Annotated in this window: 12 protein-coding genes and 3 tRNA genes; 14 read left to right on the plus strand and 1 reads right to left on the minus strand. The window is 58.5% G+C overall.

Translation table 11 applies throughout. From position 1 onward, the window contains the following. Window positions 1-146 precede the first annotated feature (146 nt). The 4 genes from PGW49_RS09755 (at window position 147) to PGW49_RS09770 (ending at window position 3,647) form a co-directional block, all read left to right on the plus strand. A tRNA-Arg gene (locus tag PGW49_RS09755) sits at window positions 147-223 on the plus strand. A gap of 348 nt (window positions 224-571) precedes the next feature. Beyond that, window positions 572-648 (plus strand) — tRNA-Arg (locus PGW49_RS09760). A 374-nt stretch (window positions 649-1,022) separates the two neighbouring features. Continuing rightward, a complete protein-coding gene (locus tag PGW49_RS09765) occupies window positions 1,023-3,464 on the plus strand; it encodes a tetratricopeptide repeat protein (protein WP_270226384.1) in 2,442 nt (813 codons plus the stop codon). Window positions 3,465-3,556: 92 nt separating this feature from the next. Then, window positions 3,557-3,647 (plus strand) — tRNA-Ser (locus PGW49_RS09770). Window positions 3,648-3,968: 321 nt separating this feature from the next. On the opposite strand, the gene PGW49_RS09775 is transcribed toward PGW49_RS09770, so the two are convergent. After that, the gene (locus PGW49_RS09775; RefSeq protein WP_196022596.1) at window positions 3,969-5,309 is read right to left on the minus strand and encodes a D-alanyl-D-alanine carboxypeptidase family protein; all 1,341 of its coding nucleotides are present in this window, start codon (window positions 5,307-5,309) and stop codon (window positions 3,969-3,971) included. Between the two features lie 197 nt (window positions 5,310-5,506). Between PGW49_RS09775 and PGW49_RS09780 the strand changes: the two genes are divergently transcribed. From PGW49_RS09780 to htpG, 10 genes are all read left to right on the plus strand, one after another. After that, window positions 5,507-6,202 carry a response regulator transcription factor gene (locus PGW49_RS09780; protein ID WP_195245840.1) on the plus strand — a complete coding sequence of 232 codons (696 nt, stop codon included), beginning with the start codon at window positions 5,507-5,509 and terminating at the stop codon, window positions 6,200-6,202. A gap of 26 nt (window positions 6,203-6,228) precedes the next feature. After that, the gene (locus PGW49_RS09785) at window positions 6,229-7,467 is read left to right on the plus strand and encodes a sensor histidine kinase (protein WP_055285943.1); all 1,239 of its coding nucleotides are present in this window, start codon (window positions 6,229-6,231) and stop codon (window positions 7,465-7,467) included. Between the two features lie 103 nt (window positions 7,468-7,570). Beyond that, window positions 7,571-8,446 carry a phosphate ABC transporter ATP-binding protein PstB gene (gene pstB / locus PGW49_RS09790; protein WP_006234803.1) on the plus strand — a complete coding sequence of 292 codons (876 nt, stop codon included), beginning with the start codon at window positions 7,571-7,573 and terminating at the stop codon, window positions 8,444-8,446. A 64-nt stretch (window positions 8,447-8,510) separates the two neighbouring features. After that, window positions 8,511-9,239 (plus strand): response regulator transcription factor, encoded by a 729-nt coding sequence (locus PGW49_RS09795; protein ID WP_050766101.1) that lies wholly within the window; start codon window positions 8,511-8,513, stop codon window positions 9,237-9,239. 3 nt (window positions 9,240-9,242) lie between these two features. Further along, the gene (locus PGW49_RS09800) at window positions 9,243-10,667 is read left to right on the plus strand and encodes a sensor histidine kinase (protein ID WP_138114007.1); all 1,425 of its coding nucleotides are present in this window, start codon (window positions 9,243-9,245) and stop codon (window positions 10,665-10,667) included. Between the two features lie 195 nt (window positions 10,668-10,862). Continuing rightward, a complete protein-coding gene (locus PGW49_RS09805; protein ID WP_022094058.1) occupies window positions 10,863-11,519 on the plus strand; it encodes a YveK family protein in 657 nt (218 codons plus the stop codon). Window positions 11,520-11,521: 2 nt separating this feature from the next. After that, window positions 11,522-12,259 (plus strand): CpsD/CapB family tyrosine-protein kinase, encoded by a 738-nt coding sequence (locus PGW49_RS09810; RefSeq protein WP_055309657.1) that lies wholly within the window; start codon window positions 11,522-11,524, stop codon window positions 12,257-12,259. A gap of 17 nt (window positions 12,260-12,276) precedes the next feature. Next, complete coding sequence (locus PGW49_RS09815) at window positions 12,277-12,927, plus strand: tyrosine-protein phosphatase (RefSeq protein ID WP_022094060.1); 651 nt, start codon at window positions 12,277-12,279, stop codon at window positions 12,925-12,927. Window positions 12,928-12,966: 39 nt separating this feature from the next. After that, window positions 12,967-13,467, plus strand: coding sequence for a GNAT family N-acetyltransferase (locus tag PGW49_RS09820; RefSeq protein WP_138114010.1), 501 nt, complete (start codon window positions 12,967-12,969; stop codon window positions 13,465-13,467). A 202-nt stretch (window positions 13,468-13,669) separates the two neighbouring features. Continuing rightward, on the plus strand, window positions 13,670-15,694 hold the full coding sequence (gene htpG, locus PGW49_RS09825) for a molecular chaperone HtpG (protein WP_270226386.1): 2,025 nt from the start codon (window positions 13,670-13,672) through the stop codon (window positions 15,692-15,694). Window positions 15,695-15,831 lie beyond the last annotated feature (137 nt).

Here is a 15,831-nt window from a genome sequence, read left to right on the forward strand (position 1 = left end):
CGGCAACGGGGGCTTTTCTTTTATGGCAACACCGCATGGATTCGAACCTCGGTCGAGGCACGAACGGTTTAATCACTACTTCGTAAAATTTTTTCAAATTATCGCTTGACCCATCGGGGGCTCGCGTGCATAATAATCCGTGCGTTGCGGCGTTACCTCAGCTGGATAGAGGGTCTGACTACGAATCAGAACGTCATAGGTTCGAATCCTATACGCCGCACCAATTGATCTTGAAGCTCCCGGCAACGGGGGCTTTTCTTATATGGGAGCATTGCGGAGATTCGAACCTCGGTCGAGGCGCGAGCGTAAAGAAAACGCGAAGCGTTTTTAGCGAGCGGGCGAGCACGCCGGCAGGCGGGCGAAGCCGGCGCGGATCCGCGAAGCGGATGCGCGGAATCCTATACGCCGCACCAATTGATCTTGAAGCTCCCGGCAACGGGGGCTTTTCTTATATCGCGATGCGTCGAAGATCGCGCCAAGTGTCCCAAATGAGTAAAAATCAAATTCAATAACTTTTTTTGAAAAAATGCTTGACCATTATTCAGTCCCTGTGCATAATAATCAACAAGTCGCGGCGTTACCTCAGCTGGATAGAGGGTCTGACTACGAATCAGAACGTCATAGGTTCGAATCCTATACGCCGCACCACTTGAGCTTGAAGCCTCCGGAAACGGGGGCTTTTCTTTTATGGCAACCATGCATGGATTCGAACCTCGGTCGAGGCGCGAGCGTGAAGCGGACGCGGAGCGTCCGTAGCGAGCGGGCGAGCACGCCGGCAGGCGGGCGAAGCCGGTGCGGATCCGCGAAGCGGATGCGCGGAATCCTATACGCCGCACCATTTGAACTTGAAGCCTCCGGAAACGGGGGCTTTTCTTTTTGACAACCATGCATGGATTCGAACCTCGGTCGAGGCGCGAGCGTGAAGCGGACTATTTCTTATCGACTCGTGTAAGATTCCGAGTAGGTGTCGCGGCCCATCCGCGACCGCTCCTTCTCTAGACGACCGATCAGGGTGATATTTCGTGGCAGAGCGTCCGACATACAAGCTCAGGTTTTTCGATCCCAAAAAGCGTTTTCCATCGATGCCCGAGCAGCCTGCGGGGCGCTCGTATGGTGTTGTCTGGAAAGTCTTTGGCGAGGATCCTAAAGAGTCGTGCTACGTCGTCGAATTCGTCGGCAAAAGCCACATATCGCTCTTGGGCTACGTGAGCGTGTCGGGCAAGGTTTATAAGGTTGACCGCCCTGTTCGGGAAGCACCGTTGCCCGAGGACCCCGACATGGAGCTGGTCCTTCACGAGTCCGATTCCAGTATTGGCGAGATTATGGTGAGGGAGGCCAACGGAGCAATGCGCGCGTGTGCGCGAACTGCCGGCTCTCCCGAAGGCCCCATGCGCGAGCAGTCCGACCTCGAGACATGGAATTCGACCCGCGCCCTTCCTTACGGCGAGTTTATGGCCTCGATGTTCTTGCGCTACGTGATATTTGCCAACTCCGAAAGCACTATTGCGAACACGGCGGGCGTCGACGGTCTCGATGCAGACATGCAAAACGCTGTCGACAAGATCAAACTCGTAAAGTTGCCCGAGCCGGTCGAGGTGTTTTTGGGCTTTGACACGGCGCCGCTCCCCGATGCTATCGAGACGCTGCTTTACCGTGTTGACCATGCCGAGAATCCGAGCGGTATCGAGCGTTATGCCGCCGCCCTGATGAGCGAGATTGACTTGCCCCGCCTGCGCACCATTGCTGCCAAGTCCGAAATGAGCCTAGCGCGCATCGACCGCTCAAAGCTTTTCTATCTCAATTTTGATCGTAGTCTGCTGGACCAGGACGAGATTGACATGCTGCTTGCCGTCGAGTGCCATCTCAACCGCCTCTCCGGCATCCTTGAGCGCATTGGGGCTGGATTGGTCCCCGCGGCGTCCTCGCCGAGCTTTGAGGGTTGTGCGCTCTTTGACGCGTGGCATATTGCCAAGACGACCAACGATGTTCCTCGACTGCTCGATACGACCTCGAGCGATAACCCATGGGCCAAACCGGGGACGGTGACTTGTCAGCCGGGCGGTGAGTGGGACGTGCGCACCCGCTTCGCGCATATCGTCGAGGCACTCAACGTGGTCACACGGCTCGACTATACCTATCGGGCAAACGTTGCCGAGGGGATTATGCTCGTTCGGTTTGGGCAGTCTGTCGTTGATGCCATGCCGCAACGCGAATACGACGCTCAAGATGACGCCTGGCGCGAGCTGGACGAGGACACGCGCGCGATCTGGGCCGCGGAGCACGATGCGCGCGTGGCACTCACGCTTGCGGCAGCGTGTTTTGCCGCGGGCACCTGCATCACGCGCTGCTACGTGCAGATTGCTGCTCCCGACGGTGAGCAGGGCGAGCGTGTTGTCGCAACGTATTTCTTTGAGCGCGCGGCCTATCTGGCCGATTGCGTGCCTGTCGCCAAGGATCTTGAGAGCATGGACATGGACGATATGCCGTGCAAGCGTGTGCTTGAGGCGTATGAGTCAACCGCTCCGGAGACGATTGAGCCTGCGGAGGTTCATGCTCGTCCGCGTGATGACCATCGCACGCTGCCGCCGGCGCTGCGCGATCTGCTGCTTGCCGATACGGCTGACGAGTTGGAGGTCATGGAAGAGGACGACGACCCATACGTGGCCCGTGTTGTTGAATTGCGCGAGCAGGCAAAAGTCGACCGTACAGGTGCTTTTGAAGGCTTTTCCCGTCTTGTCGAGGAGTTGGAGGCTAAGTGCGCTGTCGCCGAGCTTTTGGCGACAGGTCCGGTTCAAACGCAGTTTTGCGATAACCAGCTGGTACGCATGGTGCTACCGGTGTTGGAAGAAGACCGCTCTGTGCGAATCCTTCGTGCGCCCGATGCGCTGTACTTTGCCCAGCACGAGATCTGCAGCTTTTACGCCGAGCAAGAGGACTTTGAACGAGCGCTGCCCGAGGTGCGCCATCTTTACGATCTGGCGCGCTCGTCCATGCAATCGCACTTTGCGCTCATCAACGTGCTTGCGCGTCTGGAGCGCTTTGACGAGATTATCGAGGTGGCGCGCCACGGCCTACGTATTGCCAGCGATCGTTCTGCAATTGGCTACCTGTTCTATCGCTTGGCGTTTGCCTATTGGAATTGCGATCAGCTCGACCTGGCGCTGGCTTGTTACCGTCTGGTGCCGCGCGGCGAGGAGTCGGGCAGCAGCGCGCTGGAAGAAATGCAGGGCCTTATGAATGAGATGGGCGTCAGCGAGCCTCCGACGTTCGAGGAGGCGGTCGAGACCATCCGCAAGGCTGGACTCGAGCTGCCGCCAGTGTCCGCCGTGACGAATCAGCTGGCAGATGCCGCTGTGCAACTGGTCGACAACGGCTTCTTTTTCCTGGCACGCGGTTGCATCTTCCAAATGTGGCGCACCATGGGCAACGACGAGCTCGGCTCCCTTAACCGTTCGCTGGGGTAGGCGAAGCTTCCAAGGAGGAAAGGATGCTAGGCAATTAGAAAATTTCCTCTTGCCCATCCTTGGCTGTTTGGTTACTATAGAACGGCTGTTACGGAGAGCTGACCGAGAGGCCGAAGGTGCTCGCCTGCTAAGCGAGTATGCCCCAAAAGGGCATCTGGGGTTCGAATCCCCAGCTCTCCGCCAGTACGAATTTGAAGAAGGGTCCCATTTGGGGCCCTTTTTTGTGCGGAGAAAGGAGGCTGGGGATTCGAACCCGAGAGGGCACGGGCGTTAAGCAAACGCGAGAGCGTTTGTAGCCCGTGGGCGAAAAGCCGTCAGGCTTTGAAGCCGGAGGGCATGCGTAGCATGCCCGGACATCCCCAGCTCTCCGCCAGTTTAACTTTAAAGAAGGGTCCCATTTGGGGCCCTTTTTTAATTAGAAGAATGTTAGCTGGGGATTCGAACCCTCAAAAAAGAGGCATCCTTTCGGACGCCTCCTTTCAGTGGACTTATTATTCTTGCGCCCTACACCTCGGGTGCCTTGGCTACGGTCTCGCTCTCTGCCGCAAGTGGGCGGTTGTCGATGCGGCGGCCCAGGCGGTCGAGCTTCACAAGGAGCCACTCAATGGGATTCGGCCCCGAGCCTTCCTCGTCGGCAACCAAATCCACGACGGCAATCTTGGTGCCGTCCTGCTTGAGCGTAACGCTGCCCACCTTGTCGCCCACATGCACCGTGCCCGAAAGATCGTCGTAGCTAACCTTTTCGGTCACCTCGCCGGCAAGGGAAAACACGGTCGCTTGCGCCGTGGGGTCGGCGAGCGTGGCGTCGATCGTCTTGTCCGTCCAATCTGTCTGGCTAATGCGTGCCATAAGCGGGTTGCCGTTGGCGGTCTTTTCCTGCGTGTTGGCGATCGCGACCGTGACCTTGTGGCCGTAGTACCAATTGGCAAGGGTTGCGGTATCGGTAAAGCGCTGGTCGGTGGTGGTGGAGTTCAAAACGACGGTGTAGATCTCGTCGCCGTCGCGGTTGTAGGCGCTCGTAAAGCAATAGCCCGCGTCGTCGGTGGTGCCGGTCTTGCCGCCGATGTTGCCATCTTGGCCCAGCAAATAGTTATGCGTGTCCATGGAATGCGAATGGTCGGTGCCGTCGGCGCCCGTGACCTCGATCCAGGAATCCTCGCTCGCTACGACCTCGCGGATCGTGTCGTTTTTCATGGCCTCCTGCATCATCAGCGCCACGTCATGTGCGGTTGAGTGCATATCGCCAGCCCACTCATCAAAGTCCAGACCATGCGGGTTTTCAAAAAGCGTACCGGTACAGCCGAGCTTCTTAGCGCGCTCGTTCATGGCCTTCACAAAGGTGGCCTCGGCGTCTTTGGTCTTAGGGTCGATCTTCTTGCCCACATATTCGGCGAGCACGATGGCGGCGTCGTTGCCCGAGGGAATCATCAGGCCGCGCAGCGCCTGCTCCACGGTAAGCTTGTCGCCTTCGAGCAAGCCGGCGGTCGAATTGCCCACGGTGGCTGCAGCGTTGCTCACCGTGACCTTCTCGTCCATCTTGCAATTCTCGACGGTTAGGATTGCGGTCATGACCTTGGTGATCGAGGCAATTTTGACCTGCTCATCGGCGCCGCGCCCATAGTAGACGGTGCCGTCTTTGCCCATGACGAGGGCATTGGTCGCATCGATATCGGGCAGGTTTTCGGCCGTGATGCCGCGCGCATCGGCGGTTTTGCCGCAAACATTGTCGGTCGTAAGCACTTGGGCGCCGGCGACGGTGGGCACGCCAGCGGCAAGGGCGATAGCGCAGACAAAGCCGGCGGCAAGCTGGGCTGAGCGCTTTGCAAAAGAGGTGAGGGACTTCACGGATTTCGCTTTCGACGGGATGGTCTCTTCTGGAACAAGAGTATATCGTTTGCCGGCGTCGGCGATCATCGCGTGCGTGCGTGGCCCACATCCGCGCCCGAACGGGCACAAGGGTGCTTAAGGCCGACTTAATCACCCACGCTTGTTGTGTGTGACGGGCGCCCCCTCGGGCATAATGGAGCGCGAGAGGAGCACGCATGAACGAGCGCATTTTGGTAGTTGATGACGAAAAGGCCATCGCCGACTTGGTTGGTATCTACCTTACAAAAGAGGGCTTTGATGTCCAGATTGCCTATAGCGGGGCCGATGCTGCCAAGGCAATCTTGGAGCAGGAGTTCGATCTGGCGCTGCTGGATGTCATGCTGCCCGATATCGATGGCTTTGAGCTGCTGCGTACGATCCGTTCCAGCCATACCTATCCCGTGATCATGCTGACGGCGCGCGATGCCCAGCAAGACAAGATCGAGGGCCTTTCGCTTGGCGCGGACGATTACGTGGTTAAGCCGTTTCGTCCTCTGGAGCTCATCGCGCGCGTGCACGCTCAGCTTCGCCGCTACACCAGCTACGGTAGCCGCGCACAGGCGGCCGAGTCGCCGACCCTCCAGCTCGACGGCTTGGAGATCAACCGCGATGCTCGTTCCGTGACAGTGGACGGTTCACCGGTTCGCCTCACGCCCACCGAGTATTCAATCTTGCTGTATCTGGTCGAGCATCGCGGCAGCGTGGTGGCCGTGGAGGACCTGTTCCGCGCGGTGTGGAACGAGGACTTTATGCCCGGCTCCAACAATACGGTGATGGTGCATATTCGCCACTTGCGTGAAAAGATCGGCGACGACGCACAAAAGCCACGCTTTATCAAAAACGTCTGGGGCGTCGGCTACATCATCGAATAACGCTTTTCGCTTGTGAGGATCTTGATATGACAAAAGACGATAGGCAAGCGTTCGAGGTGCCCGATCGGCTCTTTGAATACGTGAGGTCGGTCGTCGACAACCGCGCGCTTGCAACGGTGCTGCTCTTTTTGCTGAGCCTGCTGCTGATTGGCATCGACAACATCGTCGGAATCTTGGCGGTGCTGCTTGTCGGCTTTTTGCTGATCGATCGATTTGAGATCGTGTGCCGCTGCGTGGTGATTGGCGGCGCCGCGTGGGCCATGACGTTGGCGATTGGCGCCATGGCGCTCGGCGGCATCGAAGGGCCGGTGCTGTTCGATGCCGGCTTTGTATTCAACATGCTTGGCTTTGTGCTGGCGCTTGCAGCGTGCGTGCTGTTCTTGTGTGGCCGCGCCCTGTACTACCAGGGCTACGAGCAGGGCGAGCAGCATGCCGATTGTGTGCTGGCCGCTCGTATTCAAGATCGCCTGATCGATCACCCCGACACCTGGGATAACATCGACGGCGACTTCTTGGAGGTCGAGGGCGCCCTTAACCGCGTGCGTGACCGTGAGCGCAAGGTGCAGCAAGCTCTGCGTGACGAGTCGCATCGCAAGGACGATTTGGTCACGTACTTGGCACATGACCTACGCACCCCGCTTGCCAGTGTGGTGGGCTATCTTTCGCTGCTGCAAGAGGCTCCCGAGCTGCCGGTTGAGCAACGTGCGCACTTTACGGGCGTGGCGCTCGACAAGGCGCACCGGCTCGATACGCTCATCGAAGAGTTCTTCGATATCACGCGTTTTGACTTCCACGATATCGTGCTCACGCGCGGCTATGTTGATCTGGGGTTGCTGCTGGCTCAGGTGACTGACGAGTTCTATCCCATCCTCAACGAGCAGCATAAGGAAGTCCAAGTTGATATTCGCGAGGACCTGACGGTGCTCGTGGATGGCGACAAAATGGCTCGCGTGTTCAACAACATCATGAAAAACGCTATTGCCTATAGCTATGAGGGCTCGACCATCACGATCGAGGCCAGACGCCGGGACGGCGGTGGCGTGCGCGTGCGCTTTATCAATCAGGGCGATCCCATCCCTGCGGCTAAGCTCAAGGTGATCTTTGAGAAGTTCTATCGCCTGGATGCGGCGCGTGCGACCAATCGCGGCGGCGCTGGACTGGGGCTTGCCATCGCCAAGGAGATCGTATGCGCGCACGGCGGTACCGTTGCATGTGAATCGACGCCCGAACACACGATATTCACCATCGAGCTGCCCGCCGCATAGCCAGCGTGCCCTTACAAACACTTGACAATGCGCTCACGTGCATATGAGCCGCGATTCCTACTATCGATACTGCTGAATTGATATCGATGTGGAGGTATGCGGTATGACGGCTGCTGCGGCTGTGGAGCCCACGGAGCTTGAAGAACTCATGAAAGCGCAGGCCGAGGCCGCGCACGAGCGCGAGGTTGGGGATGCGACTCGCCCCACGGCAGAGGATCTTGCCGCCTCGCCGACGCGAATCGATGTTGAGGGCCTCGACCTGTTCTATGGCGACCACCATGCGCTCAAGGATGTGAATATCAAGATCCGCGACAAGCAGATTACCTCGTTCATCGGGCCTTCGGGCTGCGGAAAGTCCACGTTGCTGCGCTGCTTTAACCGCATGAACGACGGCATCAAGGACTGCCGAATCGAGGGCAAGATTGCGCTCGATGGTCAAGATATCCTGGGCGACTACGACATCTGCCGCCTTCGCCAGCGCGTGGGCATGGTGTTCCAGCGCCCCAACCCGTTTCCCATGAGCATCTACGACAACGTCGCCTATGGGCCGCGCGGTATGGGTGTGCGCGATCGCGTCGTGCTCGACGAGCTGGTCGAAGACTCCCTGCGACGCGCCGCCCTGTGGGACGAGGCCAAGGACAAGCTCAAAGAGTCGGGTCTGGGTCTTTCGGGCGGCCAGCAGCAGCGCCTGTGCATCGCCCGCGCACTTGCCGTGCAGCCCGACATTCTGCTGATGGACGAGCCGACCTCGGCACTCGATCCCGTATCGACGCTGGTGGTGGAGCAGCTGGCCTGCGAGCTCAAAGAGACCTGCACGCTCGTGGTCGTTACGCACAATATGCAGCAGGCGGCGCGTATCTCCGATTCGGTCGCATTCTTTTTGCTGGGTGAGCTGGTGGAGCACGCGCCCACCGCGCAACTCTTCAAGAATCCGACCGATCCGCGCACGGCGGATTATTTGACGGGGCGTTTTGGCTGATACCATCTAGTAAAGGTACCTTTAGGGTTAAGATGCGGTCATGCCGGTCGCAAAGGGGTTCAACATGATCTATTACGTCGAGGACGATGACAACATCAGGGATTTGACGGTCTATGCGCTGCGCAAGCAGGGGATTGAGGCCGAAGGCTTTTCGTGCGACGGTGAGTTTAAGGCTGCCGTGGCGCGACGGGTACCCGATGCCGTCCTGCTCGACATCATGCTGCCCGATACCGATGGCTTGGCGATTATGCGTCGACTGCGTGCCGATCGCCTGACGGCGACGGTGCCCATCATGATGCTTACCGCCAAGGATACCGAGCTCGACAAGGTGATGGCGCTCGATGGCGGTGCCGACGATTACCTGACTAAGCCGTTTTCGCTCATGGAGCTCGCCAGCCGCTGCCGCGCACTGCTGCGTCGCGGCGGCATGGTCAAACAGGCAAGCGATGTGCTCAGCGTGGGCGACATCGTGCTCTCGCCCAGCCATCGTGAGGTGACTGTTGCCGGCGAGTCGCTTAAGCTCACCCTGCGCGAGTTCGACCTGCTCGAGTACCTCATGCGCAAGCCCGGCGTGGTCTTTACCCGCGAGTCGTTGCTGCAGAGCGTGTGGGGCTGGGACTTCGACGGCGGTTCGCGCACCGTTGACGTGCACGTGCAGACGCTTCGCCAAAAACTGGGCGAGCATGCCAGCGCCATCGAGACCGTGCGCGGCGTGGGCTACCGCTTGGCCGAGCCTTCTGCCGGTGATGGTGCCGAAGGTGACGACACCGCGGCCACCGCATCGGAGGAGTAACCCGTGGTCTTCGCCCCCCAGGGAAAACATACGCTGTCGCACCGCGTTTTTGTGACGATCTTTGTCTGCGCCATGGCGGTTATCGTGGCGTTTACGGTGCTGGGTGCGTTCTTTGTGCAAAACACCTTGGCGGATGCCACGAGTGCCAACCTGGCGCAAGAAACCGAGCTCATTGCTGCCGCCCTCGACGAGCAGCAGGAGCCCATCCCGTTCTTGCGTAGCCTCGATCGAGAGGACTTGCGCATCACGCTGATTAACAAGGATGGATCGGTTGCCTACGACAACGAGGCGCCGCCTTCCACACTGCCCAACCATGGCGATCGCCCCGAGGTCATCGAGGCCTTTGAGAGTGGTTCGGGTTCCGCGGAGCGCGCAAGCTCTACGCTCGACGAGATTATGCTGTATCGCGCCGTCGCCCTTGATAACGGCCAGGTTGTCCGCTTGGCGCAGGCCCAGCCTGGCGTTGCGGCGATTTTGCTGTCGATGGTGGCGCCGATGCTGCTTATCGCAGCAGCGGGTGCGGTACTCTCGTTTTTTATGGCGCGCCGCGAGTCCCGTGCCATCATCGCGCCTTTGCAAGAGGTGGATTTGGACCACCCACGCCGTAGCTATGAGCACGCCTATGCCGAGATGGTCCCCATGCTTGAGCGTATTGAGTCGCAGCGCCAGGAGCTCAAGCGCCAAATGGCGGTGCTGGCGGACAACGACCGTATGCGCCGCGAGTTCACGGCGAATATCACCCATGAGCTCAAGACGCCGCTTACGGCGATTTCGGGCTATGCCGAGCTCATCGCAAACGGCATGGTCGAGGGCGAGGGCGACCTGCGCAACTTTGGCGGTCGCATCTATCGTGAGGCGGGCCGCTTGGCAGCGCTTGTCAACGATATCCTTACGCTGTCTAACTTGGACGAGGCCGAGCGTGCAGCTGAGGGCGAGGCGGTGCCCATTGGGTCCACGGAGCCTATTGAGCTCTCGCGTGCCATCTACGCGGTCGAGCAGCGTCTTGAACAGGTCGCCCGTCAGGCGAATGTGACGATAAGTCATGAGACCAAGCCTGTGGTCATCGAGGGCGTGTCGCGCTTGATTGACGAGCTCATCTATAATCTGGCAAGCAACGCCATCCGCTACAATCGACCCGGCGGTACGGTTACGCTGCAGTGCGGCACCAACGACGAAGGCCATCCGTTCCTTGCGGTCGCCGACACGGGAATCGGTATCGCGCCTGAAGAACAGGGCAAGGTATTTGAGCGGTTCTACCGCGTGGACAAGAGTAGGTCCAAGGCACGCGGCGGAACCGGTCTGGGGCTTGCCATTGTCAAGCATGCGGCCCTGTATCATCACGCCACGCTCGATCTGTCGAGCGAGTTGGGCGTGGGAACCACCATTACGGTGACGTTTCCCATACAGCAGGACGAGCCATTCGCATAGCGATATAACATAGATATTGATGCAGATGCCGCATTTGACTTTCGGGTGCGGCGTTGTTGTGCAATTTTACGATTGCTTCCGACATTTTTACAGGAGAGCCTGTTTCTTATGTATAGAGTTTGGTCTCGGTAAAAAGATGCGATAACATAAGGACAGTTTTGTCAATCCGAACTGGGGAAATGAAAGGCAAGCTGCATGACCCTTCTCGAACTGTTCCAGCTGCTGAAGAAGCACCTTCAGCTGGTCATCACCCTTCCGGTGGTCTGCGCGATCGCCATGGGCATCGTGTCCTTCGTTGCGATGGACAACACCTATACCGCGACGACGAGCATGTACATTCTCGCCAAGACCGACGATAGCGGTCAGATGAGCTACAACGATCTCTCGGCGAGTCAGATGCTTTCCAACGATATCGCCACGCTGCTGGATAGCGATAGCGTTAAGAGCGGCGCAGCCAATGAACTGGGCCTCACCGATCTGGATGACTACAAGGTGTCTGTTTCCTCCGAGACCACCACGCGTGTCATTACGCTTTCGGTTACCGGCACCGATGCCAAGGAGACGGCTAAGGTTGCAAAGGCCATGGCCAGCTCGGTGAGTACGGTCGCTCAGAACGTCGGCGCTGCCCAGAGCATCAACGTTATCGACGAGGCTAAGACCCCCGAAGCCCCCAGCGGTCCCAAGCGTATGCTGTACGTTGCTGTCGCGTTCCTCGCCGGTATCTTTATCGCAGTCGCCTATGTCGTTTTGGCAGACATGCTCAATACCCGCATCCGCGGTGCCGAAGAGGCAGAAGAGCTCCTGGGCATTCCCGTTGTTGGCCGAATTCCGGCTATGAAAGGTGGTAAATAGGCATGGCTAAGGCAAAGAACACCGATAAGCTCGTTGTACAGAATGCCGCCAAGACCCTTCTGGCCAACATCCGCTTTGCGAGCGTGGACGACCCCATTCGCACTATTACCGTCACGTCCTCGATTCCCAACGAGGGCAAGTCTACGGTTTCCATCAACCTTGCCCAGGCTATCGCCACGAGCGGCAAGTCCGTGCTCCTGGTCGAGGCCGATATGCGCCGCAGGTCCCTTTCCGATATGCTCGGCGTTCGTTCGCGCGGCGGACTCTATGCGGTCCTTTCCGAGCAGATCTCCATTGACCAGGCAATTGTCGAGACGGGTCAGAAGAACTTCTACTTCCTCGATGCCGAGCCGCATATTCCCAATCCTGCCGACATCATTGTCTCTCACCGCTTTGCCAAGTTGGTAAAGGCACTGTCCGCCAAGTTCCAGTACGTCATCTTTGATGCTCCCCCGGTCGGCACCTTCATCGATGCTGCCGAGATTGCCAGCCTGACCGACGGTACGCTGTTCGTGGTGCGCGAGGACTTCACCAAGCGCGAGGAGGCACTCAACGCTATCGGCCAGCTTAAGAAGTCCGAAAAGGTCAAGCTCATCGGTACCGTTATGAACTACTGCGAGACCGAGACCAGCGAGTACTACTACTCCTACTACACCAAGGACGGTAAGAAGGTGAAGAAGGGCTCGGACGATCAGGGGACTTCCAAAAAGGGCATCTTCACCAACCGAGCAAACGTTTAGTTGATTAAGGCTGACCTATGCGTGACATTCATTGCCATATCTTGCCGGGTGTAGACGACGGCGCCGCCGATCTCGATGAGAGCTTGGCGATGCTCGAGGCTGCCAAGCGGGCCGGTGTAACCAGAATCGTTTGCACTCCTCACTGCCGTGATCCCTATTTTGATTACGACAAGATGTGGGATGCCTTTGAACTGCTGCGTGATAACGCTGACGGTTTTCCGCTCCAGATGGGCTTCGAGGTCAACCATCGAAAGCTCGTTGAACTTGGTATCGATGCCGCGGAGCACTTGCATTTCGATGGAACCAACGAGTTTCTGCTCGAGCTTTCGACGCATGCCGATGCGTATGCGTTTAGAGAGTACGAGAACACGATTTACGATTTGCAGTGCCGTGGCTACCAGGTGATCATCGCTCATCCTGAGCGCTATCGTGCGGTTCAAAAGGATGTAAGCGTGGCGGAGCGCCTGGTCGATATGGGCTGCAAGCTGCAGGCTTCGGCGGACTTTATTGCCGGCGGTCGCTTTGGTCGCGAAAAAAAGCCGGCACAGCGCCTGTTCGATCAGAACCTGTACAGCTTCATCGCGAGCGATGCCCATAACGTGGGTCATTACGACTGCCTGGCGAAGGCTCGCGCGAAGTTTAGCGTGCGCGGAGCTCATTTTCGCTAATATCTGTCCCTAACGTTCGCATTGAATGAAAGGGCAGCCATGGATATCCAACTTAAGACGGGATGCTTTGATGACGCGGCGTTGGTGCGCCGCGTCGTTTTTATGGACGAGCAGGGCTACGAGAATGAGTTCGACGCTATCGACGAGGATCAGAACTGCATTCATGTGACGCTCTATGTAGACGGCGAGCTTGCCGGTTGCTCGCGCGTGTTTCCCGAGGAGCTTGAGCGCGTGGCTGACGCAGAGGCCCCGGTGTTGCCGGCATGCGACATGGACGAAGGCGTTGCGGCGGGGGAGGCCTACATTATGGGGCGCGTCGCCGTGCTGCCGGCTATGCGTCGTCGCGGACTGGCGAGTGCGATCGTCGAGGCCAGTGCTTCGTGTGCACGCGATGCCGGCGCTAAGCTTATTAAGCTGCATGCGCAGGAATACGTGTTGCCGCTCTATGCAAAGGCGGGCTACACGCAAATTGCCCCGGTAGATTACGAAGACGAGGGCCAGCCCCATGTCTGGATGGCCAAGCGCGTAGATGGCAGATAGGGACGTTCCTTTTCTGCCGGCAGCTGGGGACACTCCTTGGCAATTGACGCATTGGAGCGCTCGGACATACAGTTTTTCGATTCCGTATGTATATATGCGCGCTATTGGGTTATAAAATCTAAGTCTGAACATAGCAGGTCTGCGATGCGGCTCGGGCAACCGGGCCGTTTTTGCGGACGGGGGTAGCGCGAAAGGACTGCACATGCGTCAATTTAAGACCGAGAGCAAAAAACTGCTCGACCTCATGATCAACTCCATCTACACCAATAAGGAAATCTTCCTGCGCGAGCTTATCTCTAACGCGAGCGACGCCGTCGACAAGCTCAACTTTAAGAGCCTGCAGGATCCGAGCGTCAAGATCAACCAGGGCGACCTGGCCATTCGCGTCTCCTTTGATAAAGACGCCCGCACCATTACCATCTCGGATAACGGCATTGGCATGACCGCCGAGGAGCTCGAGCGCAATCTGGGCACCATCGCCCATTCCGGCTCCGAGGAGTTTAAGACCGAGAACGCCGAGCAGCAGGGCTCCGATGTCGACATCATCGGCCAGTTTGGCGTGGGCTTCTACTCGGCTTTTATGGTCGCCAGCCATGTGAAGGTCGTCAGCCGCGCCTACGGCGAGGATGTCGCCCATGTGTGGGAATCCGACGGTCTTGAGGGCTACACCATCGAGGACGGCGAGCGCGCCGAGCACGGTACCGATGTCATCCTGACGCTCCGCGAGAACGAGAAGCTCGATGCCGACGGCGAGGCCGAGACCTACGATCGCTTCCTGACCGAGTGGGGTCTTAAGAGCCTGATTCAGCAGTACAGTAACTATGTGCGTTACCCGATCCAGATGATGGTGTCCAGGAGCCGCCAGAAACCCAAGCCCGAGGACGCCGGCGACGATTACAAGCCCGAGTACGAGGACTACCAGGAGCTCGAGACCGTCAATTCCATGACACCGATCTGGAAGAAGCACAGCTCCGATGTCGAGCAGAAGGACTACGACGAGTTCTACAAGTCCACGTTCCACGACTTTGACGATCCTGCGCGCACCATCAGCTTCCACGCCGAGGGCACGCTCGAGTATGACGCCCTGCTGTTTGTGCCGGGACGCGCGCCGTTCGATCTGTACAGCAAGGACTACGAGAAGGGTCTGGCGCTCTACAGCTCCAACGTCCTGATCATGGAGAAGTGCGACGACCTGCTGCCCGACTACTACAACTTTGTCCGCGGCGTCGTGGATTCCGCCGACGTGTCGCTCAACATCTCGCGCGAGACGCTGCAGCAGAACCGTCAGCTCAAGGCCATCGCCAAGCGTGTGGAAAAGAAGATTACCGCCGACCTTGAGGATATGCGTGACAACGACCGCGAGGCCTACGAGAAGTTCTTTGAGAACTTTGGCCGCGGTCTTAAGTACGGCATCTACTCGAGCTATGGCATGAAGGCCGATGAGCTCGCCGACCTGTTGCTGTTCTGGTCTGCCAAGGAACAGAAGATGATTACCCTGGCCGAGTATGCCAAGGGCATGCCCGAGGATCAGAAGGCCATCTACTACGCCGCCGGCGACTCGCGTGAGCGCTTGGCCAAGATGCCCGTGGTAAAGGGCGTGCTCGACCGCGGCTATGACGTGCTGCTGCTGACGCAGGATGTGGATGAGTTCACGTTCCAGGCTATGCGTGAGTACGTTGCCGCCGATATGCCCAAGATCTACGAGGACGATGCTGCCCGCGAGGCTGCCGAGAAGGCTGTGGCCGACGGTGCCGAGCCCGAGGTCGAGGATCGTCATCTAGAGCTCAAGAACGTTGCGACCGGTGATCTTGACCTGGCGACCGAGGACGAGAAAAAGGAGGCCGAGGACGCCACCAAGGAGAACGAGGACCTCTTTAACGCCATGAAGGAGGCACTCGGCGACAAGGTCGAGAAGGTTGCTGTCTCTGCGCGCCTGACCGATGCTCCCGCGTGCATCACCACCGAGGGCCCGCTTTCGCTCGAGATGGAGAAGGTGCTCCAGAAGGGTCCCGAGGGCGCGCCCGACGGTATGCCCAAGAGCCAGCGCGTGCTCGAGCTCAACGCCAAGCACCCGGTCTTTTCCAAGCTCGTCGCTGCCCAGAAGGCGGGCGACGCCGACAAGATCAAGCAGTACTCCGGTTTGCTCTATGACCAGGCCCTGCTGGTCGAGGGTATTCTGCCCGAGGACCCCGTGGCCTTCGCGGCAGCTGTTTGCAACTTGATGTAGTTCGGGGATACGGCACCGTAACTAGATTAGAACGAGAGTGGATAATCTCCCACTTTTGGCTCGAATGCGGGCTTGAAGGGGGGTGCGGACGATTTCTTGGACCGCGCCTAGGCGTATCCAAGCTTCCTGCGGTACTC

The organism is Collinsella aerofaciens (genome assembly GCF_027679495.1).
GTDB lineage: Bacteria > Actinomycetota > Coriobacteriia > Coriobacteriales > Coriobacteriaceae > Collinsella > Collinsella aerofaciens_AK.

Bases quoted from the DNA above. Each gene is read 5' to 3' on its own strand.
- PGW49_RS09780 (WP_195245840.1), top strand. From the start codon at position 5,507: ATGAACGAGCGCATTTTGGTAGTTGATGACGAAAAGGCCATCGCCGAC.
- PGW49_RS09785 (WP_055285943.1), top strand. From the start codon at position 6,229: ATGACAAAAGACGATAGGCAAGCGTTCGAGGTGCCCGATCGGCTCTTT.
- pstB (WP_006234803.1), top strand. From the start codon at position 7,571: ATGACGGCTGCTGCGGCTGTGGAGCCCACGGAGCTTGAAGAACTCATG.
- PGW49_RS09795 (WP_050766101.1), top strand. From the start codon at position 8,511: ATGATCTATTACGTCGAGGACGATGACAACATCAGGGATTTGACGGTC.
- PGW49_RS09805 (WP_022094058.1), top strand. From the start codon at position 10,863: ATGACCCTTCTCGAACTGTTCCAGCTGCTGAAGAAGCACCTTCAGCTG.
- PGW49_RS09810 (WP_055309657.1), top strand. From the start codon at position 11,522: ATGGCTAAGGCAAAGAACACCGATAAGCTCGTTGTACAGAATGCCGCC.
- PGW49_RS09815 (WP_022094060.1), top strand. From the start codon at position 12,277: ATGCGTGACATTCATTGCCATATCTTGCCGGGTGTAGACGACGGCGCC.
- PGW49_RS09820 (WP_138114010.1), top strand. From the start codon at position 12,967: ATGGATATCCAACTTAAGACGGGATGCTTTGATGACGCGGCGTTGGTG.
- htpG (WP_270226386.1), top strand. From the start codon at position 13,670: ATGCGTCAATTTAAGACCGAGAGCAAAAAACTGCTCGACCTCATGATC.